The organism is Streptomyces sp. NPDC039462 (assembly GCF_055639375.1).
In genome coordinates, this window is record NZ_JBVKAO010000002.1 from 1,322,699 (window position 1) to 1,346,756 (window position 24,058).

A 24,058-nucleotide genomic window follows, 5' to 3' on the forward strand; every position below is an offset into this window, starting at 1 on the left:
CCGAGGGGGGCGTTCGTGGGCGGATCGGCGAAGAAGGCGCGGCGGCGGGCGGCGGGGGCCGCGCTGCGGTACGCGCATGTGCCGGGGGCGCGGACCTCGCCCCCGGCGAAGGGGCGCGGGGGGAAGCGGGTCGGGTGGCGCGTCCGGCTGCGCTCCGTCGGCTTCGGCTGCACGGTGGCCGCCTGCCTGGTGGTGGGCTCGGCGGCGCTCATCTTCGGGCCCCTCAGCTGGGCCGGTGAGATGTGGCACGAGCTCGCACCGGACTGGCCCGGCGGGGGCTACGGCTTCGCGGCGACGACCGGGCTCCTCCTGCCGCCGGCCGGTGCGTGGATGGTCGCCGCGCTCTTCCGCACGAACTGGCGGAAGGAGAAGGCCCGCTCGGCCCTCTGGGCCCTCGTCGCGCTGCCGGGGGCCTGCGGGGCGCTCATGGCCTTGGCCATCGCGGCACAGACGATCCGGCCCAAGCACAGCCGCCGCCACGGGTCGTGCTCGGCGGCCGGTGAATACTGCTGGGTCAGCAGCAACTACCCGTACGTCTGGGCGGTGGGCCTCACGGCGACCGTCGTCGGCGTCGCGGGCGTCCTGGGCGCCTACGACCTGCGCACCATGAGGCGCAGGCGGCGGCTCACTCCACCGGAGACAGCCGCGCCTTCGGATCCCCCGCCTTCGGATCGTCCGACGTGTACATGAGCTTCTTCCCGTCGGGACGCAGATAGACGGTGTGGGGCGTCTGCGAGCACTGGCCGCCGTTGCTCTTCGCGCCCTCGCCCCGCGCCACGAGCCGCTCGGGCGTGACCGACTTCAGGGTCAGGACGTCCGTGCAGGTGTTGCCGATCGGGTCGCGCTGCAGGACCGTGCCGAGGCGTTCGCCCGGCTTCGCCTGGCGCAGGGTGACCGTGAACGTGCCGAGAGGGATCGTGCCGCCGCTCGCGTCGGCCCGGCCGCGCCACTTTCCGAGGTAGGCCTCGGGGACCTTCCCGGAGCCCGCGGAGTCGCCGGGCGTGCTGGGCGCGCCGGTCGCGGCCGGTGGCTTCGGTCCTGCGCCTCCCGACATGTCGTCGTCCTTCGGCAGCATCCCGAAGACGAACACCGAGCCGACCGTGACGGCGGCAAGCGCTCCGGCCACGGCGAGCGCGACCGTACAACTCACCTTACGGCCGCGCCCCTCAGGGCCTTCCGGCACGGAGGTCGCGGCGACGGAGACGGAGAACTTGCCGGGCGGGGGCTCGGTGCGGGGTTCCGGCACCCGGTCGGCGTGCGCGGCTTGAGAGGGGCCTGACGACGGGTTGTACGAGGGGTCGGGCGGCCCGAAAGAGCCTTCCACGGAAGGGGCGTTGAACGGTACGGGACCGGAGGGAGCATTCACGGACGCCGCGCCCGCGGCCGAGCCCGCCTCCGCACCCGCGCCCGTGTCCAAGTCGAGCAGCCGCACCGCGCTCCGGCTCACGCGCTCCACGACGGGACCGGGCAGCCAGCCCGCCGCGACCAGCGCCGCCGCGCCCGCCGGGGCGAGGCGGCGGGCGAGCTCCTCCGGGGCGGGCCGCGCGGCCGCCTCCTTGGCCAGGCAGGCGGCGGCGAGGTCCCGCAAATCGCCGGTGAGCGAGCCCAGTTCGGGCTCCTCGTGGACGACCTTGTAGAGCAGCGCGGCCGACGAGTCGCCCGGGAAGGGTGACTCCCCCGTCGCCCCGTACACCAGGACCGCGCCGAGCGAGAAGACGTCCGCCGCGCCCGTGACGCCCTTGCCGAGGATCTGCTCGGGCGACATGTAGCCGGGCGAGCCGATGGAGACGCCCGTGGAGGTGAGCGACGCCGTGCCGTCGGTGGCGCGTGCGATGCCGAAGTCGATCAGGCGCGGCCCGTCGAGTGTGAGCAGGACGTTCGACGGCTTCACGTCGCGGTGGACGAGCCCCAGGGCGTGCACGTGCGCCAGGGCCTCGGCGAGGCCCGCCCCCAGGACCCGTACGGAGTGTTCGGGAAGCGGTCCGCCCTCCCGCACCGCCTCCGTGAGCGAAGGGCCCGCCGCGTATCCCGTGGCGACCCACGGCACCGACGCGTCCGGATCCGCGTCCAGGACGGGCGCCGTCCAGTCGCCGCCGACCCGCCGCGCCGCGTCGACCTCACGGCGGAAGCGGGCCCGGAACTCCTCGTCGAGCGCGAAGTGCGGGTGCACGACCTTGACCGCGACGGTGCGGCCGCCCGCGCTGCGCCCCAGATAGACCCGGCCCATACCGCCCGAGCCGAGCCGGCCGAGCAGCCGGTAGGGCCCGATCGTGGTGGGTTCGCCGGCTTCGAGCGGATGCATGACCGTGGCCTCCCCCAGGCGTGCTGTCCGGACACCTCGCGCGCCTCAGCACTCCGGATCAGCGTAGTGCGCAAGCGCGCGCGGGAACGCACCCGCCCGCATTCGCCGCCACACGTACGCAATGACCAGAATGGTCCGCTACGTTCCCCTGACGTACGCCTGACGTACCTCTGTCCGGCAATTGCCTGAAGGCGAGAGCGGCAAGAGCGGCAAGAGTCTGCCGTTCACCGCGGGCATGCCCGGACGCAATCCGGAAGCCGCGAACTATTGCGGCATCGGCTGCATTCCGATTTCGCCGCGCGAATTGCCGCTACGGCTTCAGGAGCTCCACGTGCACGTCCGCGGGGAAGCCCGTCGTCGGGCCGACCCGGCGGGCGAACTCGGTGACGCCCTCCAGCTGCGCGGCGCCGAAGCGGAAGTCGAGCGTCGTGAAGTACCGCTCCAGGATCTCGGCGTCGAAGGACTCCCAGCGCGCGGCCTGCTCGGCGACCTTCCCGACCTCCTCCAGGGAGAGGTCGCGGGAGGCGAGGAAGGCCTTGTGGACGGCGCGTACGACCTCCGGCTCGCGCGCCGCGTAGTCGCGCCGGGCGGCCCAGACGGCGAAGACGAACGGCAGGCCCGTCCACTCCTTCCACAGCTGTCCGAGGTCGTACACGTCCAGGCCGAGCCGCGGCCCGTCGATGAGGTTCGCGCGCAGCGCCGCGTCGCCGATGAGGACGGCGGCGTCCGCCTCCCGCATCATCAGCCCCAGGTCGGGCGGGCACGTGTAGTAGTCCGGCCGCACGCCGTACCGCTCGGCGAGCAGCAGCTGCGCGAGACGTACAGAGGTGCGAGAGGTGGAGCCGAGCGCCACCCGGGCGCCATCCAGCCGGTCCAGTGGCACCTGCGAGACGATCACGCAGGACATGACGGGCCCGTCGCAGCCGACCGCGAGGTCGGGGAAGGCGGTCAGGTCGTCGGCGTTCTTCAGGAACTCGACGAGCGTCACGGGCGCGATGTCGAGCTCGCCCCTGACCAGCTGCTCGCTGAGCTTCTCGGGGGTGTCCTTGGTCAGCTCGAAGTCGAGGAGCGTTCCGGTCCGCGCGAGCCCCCAGTACAGGGGCAGGCAGTTCAGGAACTGGATGTGACCGACGCGTGGCCGGGGAATGCGGCGGGAGTCGTGCGACTGTTCGGCGCCTGCCCCCGCGAAGGCGTTCAGGGGAGAATTGTCCACATCGGCGAGGCTAGCCCTCGTGCGGGAGGGTTCGGGCGCCGGGGGCCCGACGCGCCCCCGAACCCCCTCCGTCAACCCCGTCGGGAGCCCCGTCAAACATCCGGGTGACGTGATCTTGCCCCCTATTGCATTCCCGGGTCTGCGTGCTAAGCTCGCCGCAAGTTGCAGTTTGGTTTCCCTTGCAGTACAGAGCCTGCGGAGCATGTAACCCCGCAGGCTCTCGTCGTTTTCAGACTTATGCAGTTGTTTAAACAATCGCTGGTTCTGGAGCAGGGCAACCCTTTGGCCCAAGGAGGGCTTATGGCTACCGGAACCGTGAAGTGGTTCAACGCTGAAAAGGGCTTTGGCTTCATCGCCCAGGAAGGCGGCGGCCCGGACGTCTTCGTCCACTACTCCGCGATCAACGCGAACGGCTTCCGCTCCCTCGAGGAGAACCAGGCCGTTTCCTTCGACGTGACGCAGGGCCCGAAGGGTCCGCAGGCGGAGAACGTCACCCCCCAGTAATCGGACGCCTCACGTCAGTGAGGTGTGTGATTCCTCCGGTGACTTGATCCGGACATGGATGCAGTACCCAAGGAGCCCTGCTCCTCCGCGTGAGCGGGGGAAGCGGGGCTCCTGCCTTTTCCGACCCCTGCCCCGCCCTTGGCCCCTGTCCCCTGGCCCCGCCCGGCCTAGGTGTGCTGCATGATCATCACGAACGTGGTGCCGGGCTCCAGCGCCTCGTACGAGTGTGCGACGTCCCCGCGATACGACATGTAGTCCCCCGGACCCAGCTCCACCGCCTCGCCGCACGGGCCCGCGAGCAGCCGGCCCGTGCTGATGACGAGGTGCTCCACCGATCCCGGGATGTGCGGGTCGGACTCGCGGGCGGGCCCCGGCTCCAAAGCCCCGTGGTAGATGTCGCGCCGCACGCCGGTCGGCCCGGCGGAGAGCAGGGTGCCCGCGTACGACGAGTTCTCCGCGTGCATGGTCGGGCCCTCGCCCGCGCGGATCACCGTCACGGCGGGCGCGGGCGACTCCACGAGCACGCTGAACGGCACGCCGAGCGCGACGGCCAGCGACCAGAGCGTCTCGATGCCCGGGTTGCCGGTGGCCGCCTCCAGCTGGGAGAGCGTGGACTTCGCGATGCCGGCGCGCTTGGCCAGCTCGGAGAGGGAGAGGCCGGCCCTGGTGCGCTCCCGGCGCAGGGCGGCGGCGACCCACTCGCGCGGCATGCGGGACCCGTCGGTCATCACAGTTTCCCTCGGCTCTCTCCTGTTCGGTACAGCGGACCGATCGTTCGCCTTGACGAACGCGCCCCACTCCACCCATCCTACGACGCATGCGTTCGCCACACCGAACAGATGACCCGTCCGACCGAACGGGCGAGATACCCGGGGAACCGCCCAAGGGCCTCGTCCGCGTATCCGACCTCCCGCCCGGCGTCCTGCGCGACATCGCGCTCGTCTGGCTCGCCGACGCCGTCGTCGGCGTCTCCTTCGGCGCCATCGCCGTGGGCGGCGGGCTGCCCGTGTGGGTGCCGGTGCTCATGTCGCTGCTGGTGTACGCGGGCTCCGCCCAGTTCAGCGCGGTCGGCATCCTCACGGCGGGCGGCGGGCCGTTGGCCGCGGCGGCGACCGGTCTGCTGCTCAACTCCCGTACGGCGGCGTTCAGTCTGGCGCTCGCCGACGACCTCGGCCGGTCCTGGGCGGCGCGGCTGATCGGCGCGCATCTCGTCACGGACGAGACCGCGGCGTTCGTGCTGGCCCAGCGCGGCCGCCGGCAGCGCAGGGCCGCCTTCTGGATATCCGGCGTCGGCCTGTTCGTCGCCTGGAACCTGAGCGTGCTGGCGGGCGCCCTCGCCGGGTCCGCGCTCGGCGACACCGACCGGTTCGGCCTCGACGCCGCGTTCCCCGCGGTGCTGCTCGCGCTGGTGCTGCCCGCGCTGCGGAGCGACAGCGCGGCGCGGCGGGCCGCGGCGGCGGGTGCTGTCATCGCGGTCGTCGCCGCGCCGCTGCTGCCCGCGGGAGTGCCTGTGCTGCTCGCCCTCCTCGGCCTGCTCGCGGCGCGCCGCCCCCGTCCCGCCTCTTCGAGGAGCACCTCATGAACGCCACGCTCGCCTGCGTCCTCGTCCTCGCCGCGGGCACGTACGCCTTCCGCCTGGCGGGCCCGGTCCTGCACGGCCGCGTCGAACTCCCCCCGCGGGTGCAGGAGTTGCTGGCCGTGGCCGCCACGGTCCTCCTGGTCGCGCTCCTCGCCACCGGCGCCCTCACCGAGGGCCAGGACTTCGCGGGCTGGGCGAGGCCCGTCGGTGTCCTGGCCGGTGGCGTCCTCGCCTGGCGCAAGGCGCCGTTCGCCGTGGTCGTGGTGGGCGCGGCGGCGACCACGGCACTGCTGCGTCTGATGGGCGTCCAGTAGCTCCCGGGTCGTGGGGCTACTGCTCGTACAGGCCCTCCACCACCCCCGCGTACCGCTGTGTCACCGCCTTCCTGCGGACCTTCAGGCTCGGGGTGAGGAGGCCGGACTCCACGGTGAAGTCCTCGTCGAGGAGGGCGAACGCGCGGATGCGGGCGGGGCGGGACACCGTGGCGTTGGTGGCGTCCACGGCCTCCTGGACCAGTGCGCGGACGCGGGGGTCGCGGGACGGCGGGTCCGTCAGCCGCACTCCCTCGCGCTCGGCCCAGGCCGCGATCTCCTCCGCGTCCAGCGTGATGAGCGCGACCGGGTAGGGGCGGTTGTCGCCGACCATGACGGCTCGGGACACGAAACGGGTGGTCTGGAGGGCCAGTTCGGTCAGGGACGGGGTGAGGTTCTTGCCGCCCGAGGTGATGATGAGGTCCTTCTTGCGGCCCGTGATCGTGAGGAACCCGTCCTCGTCGAGGGCGCCCAGGTCCCCGGTGTGCAGCCAGCCGTCGTCGTCGATGACCTCACGCGTGGCCTGCGGGTTGTTGTGGTAGCCGAGGAAGACCATGGCGCCCCGCGCAAGGACCTCCCCGTCGTCCGCGATGCGCAGCTCGACGCCGTCCACGGGGCGGCCGACCGTGCCGTATCGCACCGCGCCCGGGTGGTTGAGGGTGAGGACGCCGGCCGACTCCGTCATCCCGTACCCCTCGTAGACCGCGATGCCGCAGGCCCGCAGGAAGTCGACGGTGTCGGGCGCGATGGGCGCGCCGCCGGTCAGCGCCCACCGGACGCGGCCGCCGAGCGCCTGCCGGACCAGGCTGTAGAGGGCCTTGTCGGCCGCTTCGTACGCCTCCCTCAGCTCGGCGGGCAGTTCGCCGTCGGCGGCGAGGACCCCGATGCGGACGGCCTCCTCGAACCGTTCGCGCCCGCCTTCCTCCGCCTCGGCGAGGGACAGCACCACGGACCGCACCTTCTCGAACAGCCGGGGCACGGACGGCAGATGGGTGGGGCGCGCCTCGGCCAGCTCGGAGACGACGTCCTCGATGCGCCCGCCGAAGAAGGTGAGCGTGCCGCCTCCGATGAGTGTCGTGAACTCGATGAGCTGGGCGAGGAGATGGGCGAGCGGGAGGTAGAGGTACGTCGTGTCGCCGGGGCCGCCGTCGACGAGCGGCACGGCGGCGGCCTGCACGGCGAGCAGATTGCCGTGCGTGAGCAGACAGCCCTTGGGCGGCCCTGTGGTGCCGGAGGTGTAGATGATGGTGGCCAGGTCGTCACTCCGGCGGTCTTCCGCCCGCGCCAAGAGCACGTCGAGCGGGGCCAGTTCGGCGGGCTCCTCCGTCATCAGGACCACGTGCCGCACGCCCGGCAGCCGACCCCGCAGCCGCTCGATCTTCGCCGCCTGCGCCGCGTCCTCGCAGATCACCACCGTCGCGCCCGAGTCGTCCACGACCCAGGCGACCTCGTCGTCCCCCGCCGTCGGATAGACCGGGACCACGACGGCGCCCGCCGCGAGCACGCCGAAATGGGTGCAGGTCCACTCGGGACGGGTCTCGGCGAGGACCGCCACGCGGTCGTCCGGGCGGACGCCGAGCGCGAGCAGGCCCCGGCCCACCCGCCGGGCGGCGTCCCGGAGTTCCGCGTACGACATCTCGGTCCACGCCCCGTCGCGCCGGAAGCGCAGAGCGGGCAGATCCCCCGGTGACTCCCCCGGTGACCCCGGCGGCTCCCCGTGCCGCTCCGCCGCCCACTCCGCCAGGAGCGCCAGGCTGCCGGGCAGTTCGGACGGCTTCAGTGGGTCCTTCCGCATCTGCTGCATGCGTACGACGCTAGGGACCGCGCCCGGCTGCCGGGATGACGCGAAACGTCAGCAGCACTGGCCGGTCCGCTCAGCCGTCACTACCGTCGTGACATGGCCAGGCGGACGATCACCGTGCACCATGTACGGGCCGTGCTGCGCGGCGCCGAGCGGCGCGGCGTGGACACCGTGCCGCTGCTGCGGGTGGCGCAGATCCCGCCGCTGCTCCTCGGCGACGACCGGGCCCGGGTCACCGCGCCCCAGTTCGCCCGGCTCTTCCGCGAGCTGTACCGCGTCACGCAGGACGAGTTCCTCGGCCTCGGCTCCGCCGTCAGCAGACCGGGCACGTTCGCGATGATGTGCCAGGCCTCGCTGGGCTGCGGCGACCTCGGCTCCGCGGTGCGGCGCGGCGTCACCTTCTACGGCCTGTTCCCCGGCGGCCCCGACCTCGTCCTCGAACGCCGCGACGACGAGGCGGTGTTCGGCGTCCGCGACGACCTCGAACAGGACTACTTCCTCGCCGAGTGCCTCGTCATCATCTGGCACCGCCTGTGCAGCTGGCTGATCGGCCGCCGCATCCCGCTGCGCTGGGCGGAGTTCGGGCATCCGCCGCCCCCGCACAAGGACGAGTACGAGCTGCTCTTCGGCTGTGCCGTGCGGTTCGGCGCCGAGCGCACCGGCGCCGGCTTCGACCCGCACTGGCTGGACGCGCCGCTGATCAGGGACGAGGCGGCGCTGGACGAGATGCTGCGCCGGGCGCCCTTCGAGCTGCTCTCCCGGCGCGAGTACGGCACGACGGTCGCCGAGCAGGTGCGCCGCGTCCTCGCCCGCGCCCTGCGCACCTCGCCGCGGCTGCCTTCGCTCGGCGAGATCGCGGCGCGGCTCGCGGTGAGCCCGGCGACGTTGCGCCGCCGCCTTGCGGAGGAGTCCACGTCGTACCAGCAGCTGAAGGACGCGGTGCGGCGGGACGCGGCGATCGCCGGTCTGGTCGAGGGGCGGGAGCCGATCGCGGAGCTGGCGGCGCGGCTCGGCTTCTCCGAGGACACGGCATTCCACCGGGCGTTCCGCCGGTGGACGGGGACGACGCCCGGGGCGTACCGGACGGAGACAGTCCGCTCCTGCGGCCCGGGCCCCGGCTCCGACCGCGCCCCTTACGACTCCTCGCCGCCCGTCGGCTCGCCCCCCGCACCATCAGGCGCCGTCCCGGCCCGGCCCCCGGACGGCGCATCCCGCGGCTGACCCCCCGGTTCGTCGAACACCGCGCCGTTGACCGTCGCCGCGTCCGCCCGCACCGTCGTCTCGCCCTCCAGCTTGCCGAGGCGCCGGCTGGTGCGGCCGAGTGCGATGAGCACCGTGATCAGCGACGTGGACGTGCCCTCGATGCGCCGTGTGTAGCGCACGGCCTCCTCATAGGCGGCGTGCGCCTGCGCCACCATGTCCTGCGCGTCGTAGGCGTCGCCCATGTCCTTGAGGACGGAGGCGTACCAGCCCGGGTCGCTCTCGCCGTCGACCAGGGCGAGCACGGCCTGGCAGGTGGCGACCCCGTCGGCGTAGGCCCCCTCGACGCCCGCCCGCCCCAGCTCCTCGTACGTGAGCGCCATGTTGTGCAGGACGGCGGCCCGCCGCTCGGTGTCCGGGATCTTCGGGACCTCCCCGGCGAGCCGCTCCAGGACGTCCCGCGCCTCGCTCCGCTCGCCCAGCGCGGCGAGCGTGTTGGCGAGGGCGGTCATCGTCGTCGCGAGGTCGCTCGGGTTGTCGGCCTGCTGCTTGTACGAGACGGCCTGCCGGAAGTACTCGACGGCCTCCTCGAGGTCGTCGGCGTCGCGGTAGGTGTCGGCGATGTCGTGCAGGATGATGCCGTAGACGCCCGGCGACTCCTCGGGGTCCGTCAGGCCGCGGGCCTCGTAGAAGCAGGCGAGCGCCTGGTCGAGGCGGGCGGGCCGCGGCTGGCTTGTCTCTTCCGGCATGACGGTCTCCGTTCGGGGTCGGATGGTGGGTTTGCTCTCGTCGCGTGAACTCCTGCTCGAGGCCGAAGGCGAGGCTGGGCAGGGCGGCGAGCAGTTCCTCGTACGCCGTGACGGCACCGGCGGCGTCACCCGCGTGCTCCCGGCAGCCCGCGGCTTCCCTTCTGTGAACGTAGCGTTGGGGCGGCCCGCTGGATACCTGTGAGCGCAAGGCCCGGTCGGCTGAGTGTGAGCAGAAGTCAACGAAGGTGAGCGTCCGGGTCACCCATGGATTACTCACCGGTCATTACGGTCATTGTCAGAACACCCCTCCGCCCCTGAGGACAGTTGGGAGAGCCGCATGCACACACGTACCAGCGTCAGAGCGTGGGCCGTGGTGGCCGCGCTCGGTCTGTCGGCCGTCACCCCGCTCACCGCCGCGCACGCCGAGGGCTCCGAGCCCCCCGGAGCGGCCGGCGGCCCCCTCAGCTCTTCCGGCGCCCTCGGCTCCGCCGGTCCTCTCGGGCCCTCCGGCCCCCTCGGCTCCTCCGGCCCCCTCGGACTGCTCGGCCTGTCCGGCTCGGCCGGCTCCCCCGGCGACATCGTGAGCTCCGAGCCGAGCAGCTTCCACCCGCTGCCGGGCCAGCCCACGAAGACGAAGGCCTGGAAGATCCACTACCGCTCGACCACGGCCAAGGGCGAGCCGAACACCGTATCCGGCACGGTCATCGTGCCCCAGGACGGCCGCGAGGGCCCCCGCCCCCTGATCACGTACGCCGTCGGGACCGTCGGCGTCGGCGACCACTGCGCGCCCAGCGCGGGCTTCCCCAAGGGCACCACCGTGGAGGCCAACCTCATCCAGCAGCTGACCCTGCGCGGCTGGGCGGTGGTCGTCACCGACTACGAGGGCCTCGGCACCCCCGGCGACCACACGTACACGGTGGGCCGCGCCGAGGGCCAGGCCGTGCTGGACGCCGCCCGCGCCGCGATCCGGCTGCCCGAGGCGGGACTCGGCGAGGACACGCCGGTCGGCATCATGGGCTACTCGCAGGGCGGCCAGGCCTCGTCGTGGGCGGCCGAACTGCACGGCTCGTACGCCCCCGACCTCGACGTCAAGGGCACGGCGACCGGCGGCGTCCCCGGCGACCTGATGAAGGTCGCGAAGTTCAACGACGGCTCGTACGGCTCGGGCCTGATCTTCCTGGCGGCGATCGGCCAGGACGCGGCCTTCCCCGAGCTGAACCTCGCCTCCTACCTCAACCCGAAGGGCGAAAAGCTCATCGCGGCCCTGCGGAACGCCTGCGTCGCGGACGCCGCGGTGCTCGGCGCGTTCAAGCCGATCTCGTCGATGACCACGAAGAACCCCCTCGACCAGCCCGACTGGCAGCAGCGCCTGAACGAGTCGCGGGTCGGCACGGTCAGGCCGGACGCGCCCGTGTACCAGTACCACGCGCTCGGCGACGAGCTCATCCCGTACAGCGTGGGCAAGAAGGTCCGCGAGGAGTGGTGCGCGCGGGGCGCGAACGTGGAGTGGCACAAGGTGGCGGTCGGTGAGCACGTCAGCGGCGTGATCACGCAGTCGCCGTTCGCGGCCGGGTGGCTGGCGGACCGGTTCGCGGGCAAGCCGGCGCGCGGCAACTGCTGACCCGGGCCCGTGGATTGAGATGACCTGCGGGTCACCGGCGAAAAATTAGTGGGCAGTGCGGCGAAGTCCCCCTAGGATCTCGAGGTTTGCACGACTTCGAGAACCGGGGGGATTTCTCGTCATGCTCTTGGCACCCACGGCCCTGTCCCTGACCATGCTGGCCCTGTTCGTCCTGGCGATGAAGGCGTCCGACACGATGCCGCACCGCCCCACGGCGGAGCCGGGCGCGGAGCCGGAAGGCGCCGCCGGAAAGGAGGCCGCCCGATGACGCCACCCTTGACGTCCGCTACGTCCGCTCCGTCCGCTCCGGAGGCGGCGCCGTTGACGCCGCCGCCGGGTGACCCCTCGCTGGCGGACCCCGCGCCGGGTCCCGACTTCGTCACCCCTGTGGACAACGTCTTCGTACGCACCCACCTGGGCCTCCCCGACATCGACCCCTCGACGTGGACGCTGACGGTCGAGGGCCTGGTGGCCCGCCCCCTGCGCCTCGACCTGCCTGCGGTCCTCGCCCTCCCGCGCGAACAGCTCACCGCCGTCCACGAGTGCTTCGGCAGCCCGTTCCGCCCCGACACGCCCACGCGCGCGGTGACCAACATCGAGTGGACGGGTCTGCCGCTGGCCGCGCTCCTGGACCGCGCGCGCCCGCTGCCCGCCGCGCGGCACGTGCGCTTCGAGGGCGCGGACACCGGCTCCTTCCAGGGCGAGGACGGCCTCTCGTACGTGAAGGACCTCCCGCTGGAGACCGCCCGCCGTGACGTGTTCCTCGCCCATGGCATGAACGGCGAGCCCCTGCGCGCCCGCCACGGGTGGCCGCTCCGGGCCGTGGTCCCCCGCATGTTCGGCACCAACTCCGTGAAGTGGCTGACCCGCGTCGTCCTCACGGAGGAGCGGCCGCAGCACATGTTCACGACGACGTTCTACACGCGTGTGCTGCCGGGGGAAGACACCCCGCAGCCGGTGCGTGCGGTGGACGTCAACAGCAAGATCCTCGCCCCTGCGGACGGCTCCACTGTCTCGCCCGGTGATGTGGTGTTCCGTGGCCGCACCTGGAGCACGACGGAGGTCGTCCGCCTCGACCTGTCCGTCGACGGCGGCCCATGGGAGCCCGCCACACTCGACGTCCTCGGCGCCGAGCCGACCTGGCAGGGCTTCTCCCTCCGCCGCACGCTGCGGCCGGGGCCGCACACGGTTCGCTCCCGCGCGACGGACGCGGCGGGGCGCGTCCAGCCGCCGCCGGGCGCCCGCAACTCCGTCCACGAGGTGCGCTTCACGGTGGGCTAGCGGCGGCATGCCCCTCGTGGCGCAGCTCGGCCCAGACGGTCTTGCCGACGGCGCGCTCTGTCACGCCCCAGGCGCTGGCCAGCGCTTGGACGACACACAGCCCGCGTCCCGACTCGCCGTCGGGGGCGGCCTGTTGCACCTCCGGCCTGCGGTCGCCCCGGCAGTCCGCGACTTCGATACGGAGCGTGTCGGGCCTCGTCCGGACGAGGCGCAGCTCGAAGTCACGGCCGGCCACGTGGCCGTGCGTGACGGCGTTCGCCGCGAGCTCGGCGACGATGTGCGCGGCGGCGTCGGAGAGCTCGCTCCCGTGCGGGATGCCCCAGAGGTCCAGCTGGTGGGTGGCGAGGCGCCGCGCCAGACGGGCACCTCGCCGGGTGGGGCTGAGCAATTGCGCAAATCTCTGGGGTGCGGCCTCGGAGTCGCTGACGCGGGTGGTCATTTGGGGATTCATGTGACTCAGCGTGGCCGAGCGGTTCTACGCTGCCCAGGTACGACGCCACGACGCCGGGTAGCTGTACGGGTACGGCCCGTTGGCGTACGAGACGTCGACCGTGACCCAGACAAGGGCGGTACGGGCAATGGCGAGCAAGAACGAGGAGCGCCCCGAGCGACCCTCTGTGGTGGACGGAACGGCCCACCTCTTCCGGGCCCTCGGCAAACAACTCAAGGTTCTGCGCGAGCACGCCGGGATGAGCCAGAAGCAACTGGCCCTGGAGGTCCACTGTACGGAGGGCCTGATCTCCGCGATGGAGCGCGGCGTCCGCACGCCTCAGCCGGAGTTCCTCCGGCGGGCCGACAAGGTGCTCAAGGCGGGCGGGGTGCTGGTGGCGGCCATCGAGGACGTCGAGGAGGCGCTGAAGAAGGCGCGGACTCGGCATCCGGAGTGGTATCGGGATTACGCCGAGTTGGAGGGCACAGCTGTTGAGCTGTACGACTTCAGCACCATGGCTATCCTCGGCCTCCTCCAGATCGAGGAGTATGCACGAGCCGTCTTCACTCAACGGCGGCCGCCACTGGACGAAGACACCATTGAGCAACGGGTCACCGACCGGCTCTCACGCCAACAGGTACTCGAACAGTGGCCGCCTCCAGAGTTCAGCTTCATCATGGAGGAGTCGGTACTTCGTCGGCCCATCGGCGGGGCGGCCGTCCATGAGAAGCAGCTGCGACACCTCCTCCGCATCGCGCAGATGCGGACCGTCCAGTTGCAAGTGATGCCTACAGAGCGCGAAGAACATCCCTGTGTGGACGGCTCGTTCACGCTGCTGACGCCCAAGGGCCGGGAGCAGGTGGCGTACATGGAAACGCACGGGTACCCCCGGCTGATCTCTGCCCGAGAGGAAGTCCGCGTCATCGCCCTCCGCTATGGGATCATCCGAGCCCAGGCCCTCAACCCCCAGGAGTCCCGGGCCCTGATCGAGAAGATGCTGGGAGACCGATGAACACCGAACAGCTCCAGTGGTACAAGTCCAGCTACAGCGACGGCGAGGGGGGCCAATGCCTCGAAGTCGCCCACAAATGGACGAAGTCGAGTTACAGCAGCGGCGAGGGCGGCCAATGCGTAGAGCTGTCGTCCTGTCCCCACGCGATCCACGTCCGGGACTCCAAGAACCCCGCCGGACCCACCCTCTCCATAGCCCCCACCACCTGGTCCGAGTTCCTCCCGTACGCCAAGGGCTGACGTGGAAGAGGTCACCGAGACTCTGATCCGCGCCCTCCTCAAGGAGCAGCACCCCGACCTCGCGGAGCTGGAGATCCACTCCCCGGCCAGGGGATGGGACAACGAACTCTGGCGCCTGGGCCAGAACCTGGCCGCCCGCCTGCCCCGCACGGAGCGCGCCCCGGAGCTCCTCCGCAAAGAACACCGCTGGCTCCCGGCACTCGCGCCGACGCTCCCCCTCCCCGTACCGACCCCCGTGCACCTGGTCGAGCCGACGCCCCGCTTCCCGCAGCCGTGGACCATCGCTGCCTGGGTGCCGGGTTCTCCGGCCGACCGCACCCCGATCAGCGAGGGCGACCACGCGGCCGAGGCGCTCGCGGAGTTCCTGCGCGCGCTGCACAAGGAGGCCCCGGAGGACGCACCCCGCGTCCAAGAGCGAGGGGCGCCGCTCCCCACCCTCTCCCACGTCTTCGAACAGCAACTCCGCGACCTGGCACAGGAAATAGGGGGCCAGGCGCCGGCCCTCCGCACCGTCTGGGAGGACGCCGTCACGGCACCCCCATGGCAAGGCACCCCCGTCTGGCTGCACAGCGACCTGCACCCCGCGAACGTCGTCGTCACCGACGGCACCCTCTCCGGCGTCATCGACTTCGGCGAACTCTGCGCGGGCGACCCGGCGACGGACCTCGCGGCGGCGTGGCTGCTCCTGCCGAACGGGGCGGCGCCACGCTTCTTCGAGGCGTACGAGCGGGCCGACGACGCGACGATCCGGCGCGCCCGGGGCCGGGCCGTCCTGCAAGCCCTGGTCCTCATCGCCATCGGCCGCAACGGCGAACGGGGCCTGCCGGGCGGCAAGGTGACGTGGGGCCGCGCGGGCCGGGCGACACTTCAGAGACTGATCGCCCGGTAGCTGAGCAACGCATCGACGACCCGCCCCGCCGCGTCAGCACCGCTCTCCGGCCCCAGGTCCGAACCCAGGACCAGGTCGCGGGCGCGGGGGTGCGGGACGTTCGCGGCGAGCAACAGCAGGTAGTAGTCGCAGTCGGGGGACGCCGCGTCGGCCAGAACCCGCCGTACGATCTCGGCGAGCTCGTCCCGCGTGACATCCGGCACCCGGGGCCACGCGGGCCGCGCGGCCTCCCGCGCGAACTCCTCCAGGCTCCGCCACCCGTCGTACTCGACGAAGTCGAGCGGCCCGTAGCGATGCCCGGTCGCCGCGTTGAACGCCGCGACGTGCTCGTCCCCGACCCCGTCGCGCACCAGCTCGGCGACCCGCTCGATCTCGCGGCTGAGCGCAGCCAGGCGTTCCGGGGATACGGGCGGGGGCAGCAGCTCGGGGCGTAGGTCCACGGTGGGAATTATGCGGGTCAGTCGCGGGGGAGCAGCCACGCCGCCAGGGCCGTCGTCGCGCAGAGTGTGGCGCCCGCGACGACGAGCCCCGTGTGCATCCCGGAGAGCGAGAACCCTGAGGCCCCGCCACCACTCCCGCCGCCCGCGAGGAGGGAGCCGAAGAGGGCCACGGACATCGCGCCGCCCGTCTGACGAAGGGAGTTGAGGAGGCCCGAGGCGGTGCCGGCGCGTTCGCCGGGGACGCTGTCGAGGAGTTGGGCGGTCAGCGCGGGGACCGCGAAGGCGCCGCCGAGACCCGTGGGGACGAGCAGGACGAGGACGAGCCACAGCGGCGTGTCGGCGGTCAGCGGAACGAGCGCGAACATGGCGAGGGCGAGGATCGCCTGCCCGAGGACGATGACCGTACGCCGCCCGAGCCGTTCGGCGGCACGCGGCGAGACGAGGTTCGTCCCGGTGATGAACGCGGCGAGCGGCACGAACATCAGGCCCGCCTCGACGCCCGACATCCCACGCAGCTGCTGATAGTAGAGGCCGAGGAGGAAGGTCACGCCGTAGAACCCGGCGTTCACCGCGAAGCCGACCGCGAGGGCGACCGAGACCGGCCGCCGCCGCAGGAGTTCGAGCGGCACCATGGGCGCGGCGTGACGCTTCTCGGCGCGGTGGAAGGCGAATCCGGCGGCGACGGCCACGGCGAAGGCGGCCAGTACCGGTGCGCTTCCCCAGCCCAGGTGCCCGCCCTCGATGACCGCGAACGCAAGGCCTGCCAGGGCCAGTACGGCCGTGACCTGCCCGGCGAGGTCGAGCGGCGCCGGGCGGCGCGGGGAGCGTGCGACCCGGGCCAGGAGGACGAGGATCACCGCGCCCACGGGCAGGTTGAGGAGGAACACGGACCGCCACCCGGCCGTCTCCGTCAGCACCCCACCGAGCACGGGCCCCACCGCGACGGACGCGGAACCCCCCACCGTCCACAGCGCGACGGCGCGGGCGCGACGGCGCGGATCGTCGTACGCCTGCCGGATCAGCGCGAGCGAGGCGGGCATCACGACGGCCGCGCCCGCGCCCTGGGCCACCCGGGCCGCGATCAGTGCGCCGATCCCGGGCGCGAGCGCGCACGCCAGCGACGCGACGGTGAACAGCCCCACCCCCCACACATAGGCCCGCCGCGCCCCCGCCCGGTCGGCCAGCGCTCCGGCGGACAGCATCAGCGCCGCGAACATCAGCGTGTACGCGTCCACGACCCACTGCAGTCCCGCCATGCCCCCGTGCAGGGTGCTCCGGATGTCGGGCAGCGCGATGTTCACTGCGGTGACGTCGATGGTGATGACGGCGAACCCGAGCAGGGCGGCCACGAGCGCGACAGGACCCGAGCGAGCGGGCCTGGCGGCACCGTCCTGGACGGGACTCGGCGCGAGGACAGCGGCGGACATGGGGCTCCTACGGTGAGATGGACAGCGGGGGAAGACCCGTCGCGGAGCGGCAAGGCCGGTTGGGGCAGCCACGGAGCGGCAGGCAACCGGCACCGCGCAGCGTGCGGCGTGCAGCTCAGGCAGCTCGGGCCACCGCGGCCGCGGCCCGGTGCCGTGCACCCCCTGGGCCGCGGCGGCCCGAGCCGCCTGACGTCAACCACTCTGCGCCGAAGCCCCGCGCCGTGGCAGGCCGCACCTCACCGGGGTCCCGCGTTCCTGGCCCTGACACAGCCCCCCACGTCACCCCCGGCCCTCGTACCCCACCAGGGACAATGAGCGGATGACGGACAGCACATCGAGCGCCCCCGCGGCCACGGGAGCCGCCGCCCGTACCGGCACGGAACTGGGCCGGTACCTGCGCGCCCGCCGCGCCCAAGTGACCCCCGCCGAAGCGGGCCTCCCCGCAGGCGCGGGGATCCGCCGCACGCCGGGCCTGCGCCGCGAGGAGCTCGCCACCCTCGCCGGGGTGAGCGTCGACTACTACACGCGGATGGAGCGCGGCCGCGAGACCAACCCCTCCCCCGCCGTCATCGACGCCCTGGCCCGCGCCCTGCGCCTGACGGGCGAAGCCCACGACCGCCTGCGCGACCTGGCCGAGCTCGCCTCGGGCCGCCTCACGGAACCGCACCCGACGCCCGACCACACGGTCCGTGACTCCACGCTGCGCACACTGGAGGCGCTGGCCCCGCTGCCCGCGTACGTGGTGAGCAGGCACAACTACATGCTGGCCGCGAACGCCGCCGGCAAGGCGCTGCTCCCTGGCCTGTGGGAGTGGCCCGCCGAGCAGCGCAACCTCATCCGCTACGTCTTCCTGCACCCCGTCGGCCGCACGCTGTACCGGCCGTGGGAGGAGACGGTCGCCAAGTCCGTGTCACACCTGCGCGCGATCGGCGGCACCGACACCGACTCGCCCCAGCTGACGAACCTGGTCGGCGAACTCCTCCTGAAGTCCCCGGACTTCGCCCGCATCTGGGAGCGGTACGACGTGAGCGAGCGCGGCGGCGGCACCAAGACGATCGAGCACCCGAAGGTGGGTCCGATGACGCTCACGTACGAGGTGATGGCACTGGCGCGGACGGGCGGCCAGCGCATGGTGGTCTACCAGGCCCCGCCGGGCACGCCGGACGAGACGGCGATGCTCGGCCTGACCACACAGGCCTGACACAGTCGCCCGTCCCCCCGCCCTGCTCTCACTCCGCCGCACACGAACTACCCGTCTTGGGCGTCTCGCCGTACAGCAGGAACCCGTTCACCTTGTCCTGCACGCACTCCGAACCCAGGTAACCCGTGTGCCCGTCGCCCTTGTTGTCCAGGACGACGGCCTGCGGCCCGAGCCGCCGCGCGGTCTCCTCCGTCCACCGGTACGGCGTGGCCGGGTCGCCGCGCGTGCCGACGAGCAGCAGCTTGGGCGTCTTCACGTCGCGTACGTCCTCACGGATGTAGGTGGTCCCGGGAGGCCGTCCGAAGCAGAGCAGCACGGGCATCAGCATCGACTTGCCGAAGACTGGTGAGGCGGCGTCGAACTCCTTCTGGAGCCTGCCGACTTCCTTCTCTATGCGCGCGGCGTCGGGCCGGTCCGGATCGTCGGCGCAGTTCACGGCCATGAGGGCGGCGGCCATGTTGTCCGCGGGCACTTCTTCCCCCATCGCGTCTTCACCCCGCACGGGCGCGTGCGCGAGCCCGCCGCTCATCCGGATCAGCGCCCTCGGATCACCGTCCGCGAGCAGCGCTCCGAGGGCCTGCGAGAGCGCGGGCCAGGCCTGCCTGCTGTACAGCGCCTGGCTGAGTACGCTGACGACGTCCTGCCCTGTGAACTCGGCGCCGTCCATGGATTGCAGCGGCATCTGGTCCATCTCCTGGATGAGCGTGACCATGCTCTGCCGCGCGTTGCGCGCGTCCGTGCCGAAGACGCAGCCGGCGTTCCCCGTGCACCAGGTGAGGAAGTTGTCGAGGGCTGTCTGGCGTCCCTCTGCGGTGGCGAGGGACTGTGCGGCGACGGGCTCGGTGAGCGTGTCGACGCCGTCGAGCGCCATCCGTCCGACCTTCTTCGGGAACTGGGCGGCATAGACGGCACCGAGCCGCGTCCCGTACGAGAACCCCAGGTAGTTCAGCTTCTTGTCGCCGAGGGCCTGCCGCATGACGTCCAGGTCGCGGGAGACGTTGACGGTCCCCATGTGCGGCAGGACGGGTCCCGACCGGTCCGCGCACTCCTTGGCGACCTTGCGCATCTCCTTGAGCACGGCGGCCGGGTCCTCGGCGCCGCCGGCCGTGGGATCGGTGCTCTCGTCGGCGTCGCCGCAGCTCACCGGGGCGCTCTGGCCGACCCCGCGCGGGTCGAAGGAGACGATGTCGTAGTCCTTGCTCAGGAAGCCGAACTCCTTCTGCGCGCCCGCGAGGGCGGAGACGCCGGGCCCGCCGGGTCCGCCGAAGTTCAGCAGCAGGGAGCCGCGCGGCTTGCCGCTGGTGCTGGACTTCATCCGGATCATCGCGAGGTCGACGGTTCCGGCGCCGGGCTTCGCGTAGTCGATCGGGACGGTCACCTTCCCGCACCGGATGCCCTTGGCGCCGCCCGTGGCCTCCGCCACGGCCTCGGTGTCGCCCTTACAACCGGCCCACTTGATCTTCTGCGTATAGAAACGCGCCAGGTCGGGCCGCCCACCACCGTCGGCGGCGACGGCGGCACCCGGCACGCCCGATATCCCCGTCACGCCCGTTCCCGCGACGACCAGAACGGTGACGCCGGCGACTGCACAAGCCTTGCGCACGGCAACCTCCCAGGGTGTGCCCCTCGCTCACCCTAAGCGCGGGACGCGCCCCTCGCCCGTTCAGGGCACATACCTCGGCATATACCTCGAACAGCTCATAACCGACGAGTAACCCTACGCAGGAGTAACCACACCCAGCCGTGCCTCAAGGAGCGGGGAGGGGCGACCACCGGCGCCCCTCCATCAGCCCCCCGAGCCCCGCCCACGCGAAGTTCATCAGCGTGCCCGCGGCCTCCTTGGCCGAGACGGACCCGTCCGTGTTGGCCCACCCCGCCAGCGACTCCGCCGCCCCCACCAGCGCCTGCGCCAGCCCCGCGACCTCCCGCTCGGGCAGCGACGGGTCGCCGTGCGCCGACCGCGCCGCCTGCGCGATCAGCGACGTCACGAACGTGACGATCTCCTCCCGCGCCGCGGCGACCTCGGCCGCGAACGGCTCCCCCTGCGTACGCGCCTGGGTGTGCAGCACCGACCAGCCGTCGGGCCGCTCGGCGGTGTGCGCGAAGAACGCCCGCAGCCCGTCCCACAGCTGCCGGTCGGCGGGCTCGCCCACGGCCCCGCCGGCGCCCTTGCGCACCGCGGCGACGAGCGCGGCGGCCTCCCGCCGGATGCACGCGCCGAACAGCTCTTCCTTGGAGTTCAGATAGAGATACACGAGCGGCTTGGACACCCCGGCGAGCTCCGCGATCTCGTCCATGGAGGCGGCCCGGTACCCCCGCTGCCCGAAGGTCCGCACCGCCGCGTCCAGCATCTGCTGCTCACGCACGGCCCGCGGCATCCTCTTCTGCCGCCGCTTCTCGCCCACGCCCACGCCCACCCCGGCCCCCGCCTTCCCACGCTGTCCGTTCACCCGTCAGCGTACGGTCAACGGACACCGAGTCACGATCAGCGGAAAGCCCCGCCCCGGAATACCGGGACGGGGCTGCGGCCGAGGAGCCGGCCGGAGATCAGGCGGTGGCGGGCACCGCGCGGGACGAAGGCGACTCGTCGAAGTCGTCGAGCGGGGACGCCGACGCGCTCTCGTACGCCTCGTGGTCGAGGATCTTCTCGCGGGCGGCGACGATCACCGGCACCAGTGCCTGCCCGGCGACGTTCGTCGCGGTGCGCATCATGTCCAGGACCGGGTCGATGGCGAGGAGCAGGCCCACGCCCTCCATCGGCAGGCCGAGCGTGGAGAGGGTCAGGGTCAGCATGACCGTGGCGCCGGTCAGGCCCGCCGTCGCGGCCGAGCCGACGACCGACACGAACGCGATGAGCAGGTACTCCTTGATGCCCAGGTTCACGTCGAAGATCTGCGCGACGAAGATCGCGGCGATCGACGGGTAGATCGCGGCGCAGCCGTCCATCTTCGTGGTCGCGCCGAAGGGCACGGCGAAGGACGTGTACTCCTTCGGGACGCCGAGGCGCTCGGTGACCTTCTGGGTGACCGGCATGGTGCCGACCGAGGAGCGGGAGACGAACGCCAGCTGGATCGCGGGCCAGGCGCCCTTGAAGAACTGGAGCGGGTTGACCTTGGCGACGAACGCGAGCAGCAGCGGGTAGACGACGAAGAGGACCAGGGCGCAGCCGATGTAGATGTCCGCGGTGAACGTCGCGTACTTGCTGATGAGGTTCCAGCCGTAGTCCGCGATGGCGAAGCCGATGAGGCCGACGGTGCCGATCGGGGAGAGCTTGATGACCCACCACAGGGCCTTCTGGAGCAGGGCGAGGACGGACTCGCTGAGCTCCAGGATCGGCTGGGCCTTGTCACCGATCTTCAGGACGGCGATACCGGCGACGGCGGCCATGAAGACGATCTGCAGGACGTTCAGCTCGGTGAAGGGCGTGATGACGTCCGTCGGGATGATCCCGGTCAGGAAGTCGATCCAGGAGCCGGCGTCCTCCGGGGCCTTGCCGTCCTTCGGGGTCAGACCGGTGCCCGAGCCGGGGTTCGTCAGCAGGCCGATGGTGAGGCCGATGGCGACCGCGATCAGCGACGTGATCATGAACCACAGCAGGGTGCGGGTGGCGAGCCGCGCGGCGTTGTTGACCTTCCGCAGGTTGGTGATCGACACCAGGATCGCGAAGAAGACGAGCGGGGCGACCGCGAGCTTCAGCAGCTGGATGAAGGTGCTGCCCACCTTGTCCAGCGTGGTGACGAGCCAGGACACGTCCTGGTCGCGGGCGATCCAGCCGAGCAGCACACCGAGGACCAGGCCGCCGAGGATCTGCGCCCAGAAGGGCATCTTGAGGTACTTGGTTATCCGGAAGCGGGACTCAGGCTTCTCGGTCTGGCCCGTCTTGTCGGCGGGCGTCGCGGAATTCGCGGACACGGACACACTCCGGTGAGGAAAGTCAGGGTGAGGGGGACGTACGGGAGCGGCGACCGCGAAGGGTCAGCAGCGCCGCTGCAGCGGGGGTCACGTTCAGATGTGACAGGCCGCGGACATGCAGCGGCAGAGGTCGACATGCAGGCGCGCCACGAGCGGGACGCTCACGGCGTGACGGTGCGCTGCTGCTGTCTTCATGACAAACACGTTAACACTCGTGCTTTGAGAACATCAAAGGTCTTGTTTGAGGTAGCGGGCTTCCGCGAGTGCCCCGGAACGCCACGGAACGCACGAAACCCCGGCGCCGCAGCGCCGGGGTTCCGGTGAGAGTGATGAACGTTACGAACTACGACCTACGAACGCTGGGCGCGCGCCACGTCGTCCGCCTCGTCCTCCTGGGTGCGGTTCGCCTCCAGGTTGGCCTTGGCGCGGTCCACGCGCGCGACGACGTCCATCGAGGCGCGGTCGCGCTCCTTGCGGAGGGCCACGAAGCTGATGGGCGCGGAGACGACCAGCGAGAGCAGCAGCACCCACAGCAGGTTCGAGTCGCCGAGTCCTCGCGGCAGGATCTCGGAGTAGACGAGGCCCCAGACGACCAAGAAGCAACCCACGAAGATTCCGAGGCGCATCAGCGTGTAGCGGAGCATGTCAATCCACTCTTCCGTTCCGAAATGGGCCCGAGCAGGACGAGCCTCTCCAGTGAAGCACGAGAGGGCTCGTCCCCGGCAAGGGGGTCATCCCCGGCAAGGGGTCAGACCCGCATCGCCTGCGGGGTCTCGCGCAGCATCGGGTCGGGCCCCTCGTACTCGCGGATCGCCTCGTAGCGCGTGTTCCGCTCGACCGGGCGGAAGCCGGCCTCGCGGATCAGGTCGAGGAGGTCCTCGCGGGTCAGCTTGTTCGGCGTACCGAAGTTGTCCGCGTCGTGCGTGATCTTGTACTCGACGACGGAGCCGTCCATGTCATCCGCGCCGTGCTGGAGCGCGAGCTGCGTGGTCTGGAGGCCGTGCATGACCCAGAAGACCTTGACGTGCGGGACGTTGTCGAAGAGGAGGCGCGAGACCGCGAAGGTCTTCAGGGCCTCCGCGCCGGACGCCATGGTCGTGCGCGCCTGGAGGCGGTTCCTGACCTTGCCGTCCTTCATGTCCACGAAGTCGTGCTGGTAGCGCAGCGGGATGAAGACCTGGAAGCCGCCGGTCTCGTCCTGGAGTTCACGCAGCCGAAGGACGTGGTCGACGCGGTGGCGCGGCTCCTCGATGTGGCCGTACAGCATCGTGCACGGGGTCTTCAGACCCTTCTCGTGCGCGAGGCGGTGGATGCGCGACCAGTCCTCCCAGTGGGTGCGGTGGTCGACGATGTGCTGGCGGACCTCCCAGTCGAAGATCTCCGCGCCGCCGCCGGTGAGCGACTCCAGGCCCGCCTCGATCAGCTCGTCCAGGATGTCGGAGGCCGACATGCCGGAGATCGTCTCGAAGTGGTGGATCTCCGTGGCCGTGAAGGCCTTCAGCGAGACGTTCGGGAGGGCCTTCTTCAGCTCGCTCAGCGAACGCGGGTAGTACCGCCACGGCAGGTTCGGGTGCAGGCCGTTGACGATGTGCAGCTCGGTGAGGTTCTCGCCCTCCATCGCCTTGGCGAGGCGGACGGCCTCCTCGATGCGCATCGTGTACGCGTCCTTCTCGCCCGGCTTCCGCTGGAACGAGCAGTACGCGCAGGACGCGGTGCACACGTTCGTCATGTTGAGGTGACGGTTGACGTTGAAGTGCACGACGTCGCCGTTCTTGCGGGTGCGCACCTCGTGGGCGAGGCCGCCGAGCCAGGCCAGGTCGTCCGACTCGTAGAGCGCGATGCCGTCCTCGCGGGACAGCCGCTCACCGTCCCGGACCTTCTGCTCAAGATCGCGCTTGAGACCTGCGTCCATGCCCTCGCCCTTACCTCTCCAGCAACCCGCGGCCT

Annotated in this window: 25 protein-coding genes; 12 read left to right on the plus strand and 13 right to left on the minus strand. The window is 71.7% G+C overall.

What is annotated here, in order from left to right; all coding sequences use genetic code 11:
- Positions 1–15 precede the first annotated feature (15 nt).
- Positions 16–690, plus strand: coding sequence for a hypothetical protein (locus ACZ7LU_RS16635; protein ID WP_471917014.1), 675 nt, complete (start codon positions 16–18; stop codon positions 688–690).
- On the opposite strand, the gene ACZ7LU_RS16640 is transcribed toward ACZ7LU_RS16635, so the two are convergent.
- On the minus strand, positions 626–2,302 hold the full coding sequence (locus ACZ7LU_RS16640; protein WP_471917015.1) for a serine/threonine-protein kinase: 1,677 nt from the start codon (positions 2,300–2,302) through the stop codon (positions 626–628). The two genes, ACZ7LU_RS16635 and ACZ7LU_RS16640, sit on opposite strands and share 65 nt — an antisense overlap.
- Positions 2,303–2,612: 310 nt before the next feature.
- On the minus strand, positions 2,613–3,449 hold the full coding sequence (locus ACZ7LU_RS16645; RefSeq protein ID WP_468316998.1) for a menaquinone biosynthetic enzyme MqnA/MqnD family protein: 837 nt from the start codon (positions 3,447–3,449) through the stop codon (positions 2,613–2,615).
- Between the two features lie 366 nt (positions 3,450–3,815).
- Between ACZ7LU_RS16645 and ACZ7LU_RS16650 the strand changes: the two genes are divergently transcribed.
- The gene (locus ACZ7LU_RS16650; protein ID WP_018528239.1) at positions 3,816–4,019 is read left to right on the plus strand and encodes a cold-shock protein; all 204 of its coding nucleotides are present in this window, start codon (positions 3,816–3,818) and stop codon (positions 4,017–4,019) included.
- A 167-nt stretch (positions 4,020–4,186) separates the two neighbouring features.
- On the opposite strand, the gene ACZ7LU_RS16655 is transcribed toward ACZ7LU_RS16650, so the two are convergent.
- Positions 4,187–4,747 carry a helix-turn-helix domain-containing protein gene (locus ACZ7LU_RS16655; protein WP_471113879.1) on the minus strand — a complete coding sequence of 187 codons (561 nt, stop codon included), beginning with the start codon at positions 4,745–4,747 and terminating at the stop codon, positions 4,187–4,189.
- 89 nt (positions 4,748–4,836) lie between these two features.
- Here ACZ7LU_RS16655 and ACZ7LU_RS16660 point away from each other — a divergent pair, with 89 nt between their 5' ends.
- Together ACZ7LU_RS16660 and ACZ7LU_RS16665 are read left to right on the plus strand one after the other, a co-directional pair.
- Entirely contained in the window at positions 4,837–5,601 is a 765-nt protein-coding gene (locus ACZ7LU_RS16660) for an AzlC family ABC transporter permease (RefSeq protein WP_471917016.1), read from the plus strand.
- Positions 5,598–5,912 (plus strand): AzlD domain-containing protein, encoded by a 315-nt coding sequence (locus ACZ7LU_RS16665; RefSeq protein WP_468088136.1) that lies wholly within the window; start codon positions 5,598–5,600, stop codon positions 5,910–5,912. Before ACZ7LU_RS16660 ends, ACZ7LU_RS16665 begins: the two co-directional genes overlap by 4 nt.
- Before the next feature lie 16 nt (positions 5,913–5,928).
- Here the strand turns inward: ACZ7LU_RS16665 and ACZ7LU_RS16670 are convergent, their stop codons facing one another.
- Positions 5,929–7,713: an AMP-dependent synthetase/ligase gene (locus ACZ7LU_RS16670; protein ID WP_471917017.1), complete on the minus strand. Its 1,785-nt coding sequence runs from the start codon at positions 7,711–7,713 to the stop codon at positions 5,929–5,931.
- Positions 7,714–7,806: 93 nt separating this feature from the next.
- Between ACZ7LU_RS16670 and ACZ7LU_RS16675 the strand changes: the two genes are divergently transcribed.
- Entirely contained in the window at positions 7,807–8,931 is a 1,125-nt protein-coding gene (locus ACZ7LU_RS16675; protein ID WP_471917018.1) for an AraC family transcriptional regulator, read from the plus strand.
- On the opposite strand, the gene ACZ7LU_RS16680 is transcribed toward ACZ7LU_RS16675, so the two are convergent.
- On the minus strand, positions 8,844–9,659 hold the full coding sequence (locus ACZ7LU_RS16680) for a tetratricopeptide repeat protein (RefSeq protein WP_471917019.1): 816 nt from the start codon (positions 9,657–9,659) through the stop codon (positions 8,844–8,846). The two genes, ACZ7LU_RS16675 and ACZ7LU_RS16680, sit on opposite strands and share 88 nt — an antisense overlap.
- Positions 9,660–9,996: 337 nt before the next feature.
- On the opposite strand from ACZ7LU_RS16680, the gene ACZ7LU_RS16685 reads away from it, so the two are divergent.
- The 3 genes from ACZ7LU_RS16685 to ACZ7LU_RS16695 all read left to right on the plus strand — a co-directional run bounded on the left by ACZ7LU_RS16685 (position 9,997) and on the right by ACZ7LU_RS16695 (position 12,561).
- On the plus strand, positions 9,997–11,280 hold the full coding sequence (locus tag ACZ7LU_RS16685; protein WP_471917020.1) for a lipase family protein: 1,284 nt from the start codon (positions 9,997–9,999) through the stop codon (positions 11,278–11,280).
- A 121-nt stretch (positions 11,281–11,401) separates the two neighbouring features.
- Positions 11,402–11,548 carry a hypothetical protein gene (locus ACZ7LU_RS16690; RefSeq protein ID WP_398312569.1) on the plus strand — a complete coding sequence of 49 codons (147 nt, stop codon included), beginning with the start codon at positions 11,402–11,404 and terminating at the stop codon, positions 11,546–11,548.
- Positions 11,545–12,561: a molybdopterin-dependent oxidoreductase gene (locus tag ACZ7LU_RS16695; protein ID WP_471917021.1), complete on the plus strand. Its 1,017-nt coding sequence runs from the start codon at positions 11,545–11,547 to the stop codon at positions 12,559–12,561. Before ACZ7LU_RS16690 ends, ACZ7LU_RS16695 begins: the two co-directional genes overlap by 4 nt.
- On the opposite strand, the gene ACZ7LU_RS16700 is transcribed toward ACZ7LU_RS16695, so the two are convergent.
- Positions 12,548–13,012, minus strand: a complete 465-nt coding sequence (locus ACZ7LU_RS16700; protein ID WP_471917022.1) for an ATP-binding protein — start codon at positions 13,010–13,012, stop codon at positions 12,548–12,550. The genes ACZ7LU_RS16695 and ACZ7LU_RS16700 overlap by 14 nt on opposite strands.
- Positions 13,013–13,139: 127 nt before the next feature.
- On the opposite strand from ACZ7LU_RS16700, the gene ACZ7LU_RS16705 reads away from it, so the two are divergent.
- Genes ACZ7LU_RS16705 through ACZ7LU_RS16715 form a run of 3 tightly spaced genes read left to right on the plus strand, consistent with a single transcriptional unit; the run spans position 13,140 to position 15,131 of the window.
- Complete coding sequence (locus ACZ7LU_RS16705) at positions 13,140–14,003, plus strand: helix-turn-helix domain-containing protein (RefSeq protein WP_468088152.1); 864 nt, start codon at positions 13,140–13,142, stop codon at positions 14,001–14,003.
- Complete coding sequence (locus tag ACZ7LU_RS16710) at positions 14,000–14,242, plus strand: DUF397 domain-containing protein (protein ID WP_471917023.1); 243 nt, start codon at positions 14,000–14,002, stop codon at positions 14,240–14,242. Before ACZ7LU_RS16705 ends, ACZ7LU_RS16710 begins: the two co-directional genes overlap by 4 nt.
- A gap of 1 nt (position 14,243) precedes the next feature.
- Positions 14,244–15,131 carry an aminoglycoside phosphotransferase family protein gene (locus tag ACZ7LU_RS16715; RefSeq protein ID WP_471917024.1) on the plus strand — a complete coding sequence of 296 codons (888 nt, stop codon included), beginning with the start codon at positions 14,244–14,246 and terminating at the stop codon, positions 15,129–15,131.
- Here the strand turns inward: ACZ7LU_RS16715 and ACZ7LU_RS16720 are convergent.
- Together ACZ7LU_RS16720 and ACZ7LU_RS16725 are read right to left on the minus strand one after the other, a co-directional pair.
- Positions 15,110–15,571 (minus strand): hypothetical protein, encoded by a 462-nt coding sequence (locus tag ACZ7LU_RS16720; RefSeq protein ID WP_471917025.1) that lies wholly within the window; start codon positions 15,569–15,571, stop codon positions 15,110–15,112. The genes ACZ7LU_RS16715 and ACZ7LU_RS16720 overlap by 22 nt on opposite strands.
- A 17-nt stretch (positions 15,572–15,588) precedes the next feature.
- On the minus strand, positions 15,589–16,998 hold the full coding sequence (locus tag ACZ7LU_RS16725) for an MFS transporter (RefSeq protein ID WP_471917026.1): 1,410 nt from the start codon (positions 16,996–16,998) through the stop codon (positions 15,589–15,591).
- Positions 16,999–17,317: 319 nt separating this feature from the next.
- Here ACZ7LU_RS16725 and ACZ7LU_RS16730 point away from each other — a divergent pair, with 319 nt between their 5' ends.
- Positions 17,318–18,199, plus strand: coding sequence for a helix-turn-helix transcriptional regulator (locus ACZ7LU_RS16730; protein ID WP_468316918.1), 882 nt, complete (start codon positions 17,318–17,320; stop codon positions 18,197–18,199).
- 28 nt (positions 18,200–18,227) lie between these two features.
- Here ACZ7LU_RS16730 and ACZ7LU_RS16735 read toward each other — a convergent pair whose 3' ends face one another.
- The 5 genes from ACZ7LU_RS16735 to mqnE all read right to left on the minus strand — a co-directional run bounded on the left by ACZ7LU_RS16735 (position 18,228) and on the right by mqnE (position 24,023).
- Entirely contained in the window at positions 18,228–19,802 is a 1,575-nt protein-coding gene (locus ACZ7LU_RS16735; RefSeq protein WP_471917027.1) for an alpha/beta hydrolase, read from the minus strand.
- Positions 19,803–19,947: 145 nt separating this feature from the next.
- Positions 19,948–20,577, minus strand: coding sequence for a TetR/AcrR family transcriptional regulator (locus ACZ7LU_RS16740; RefSeq protein WP_471917086.1), 630 nt, complete (start codon positions 20,575–20,577; stop codon positions 19,948–19,950).
- Between the two features lie 169 nt (positions 20,578–20,746).
- The gene (locus ACZ7LU_RS16745) at positions 20,747–22,111 is read right to left on the minus strand and encodes a dicarboxylate/amino acid:cation symporter (protein WP_471917028.1); all 1,365 of its coding nucleotides are present in this window, start codon (positions 22,109–22,111) and stop codon (positions 20,747–20,749) included.
- 350 nt (positions 22,112–22,461) lie between these two features.
- Positions 22,462–22,755, minus strand: coding sequence for a DUF4229 domain-containing protein (locus ACZ7LU_RS16750; RefSeq protein ID WP_362996552.1), 294 nt, complete (start codon positions 22,753–22,755; stop codon positions 22,462–22,464).
- A gap of 104 nt (positions 22,756–22,859) precedes the next feature.
- Positions 22,860–24,023, minus strand: coding sequence for an aminofutalosine synthase MqnE (gene mqnE, locus ACZ7LU_RS16755; RefSeq protein ID WP_398312601.1), 1,164 nt, complete (start codon positions 24,021–24,023; stop codon positions 22,860–22,862).
- Positions 24,024–24,058 lie beyond the last annotated feature (35 nt).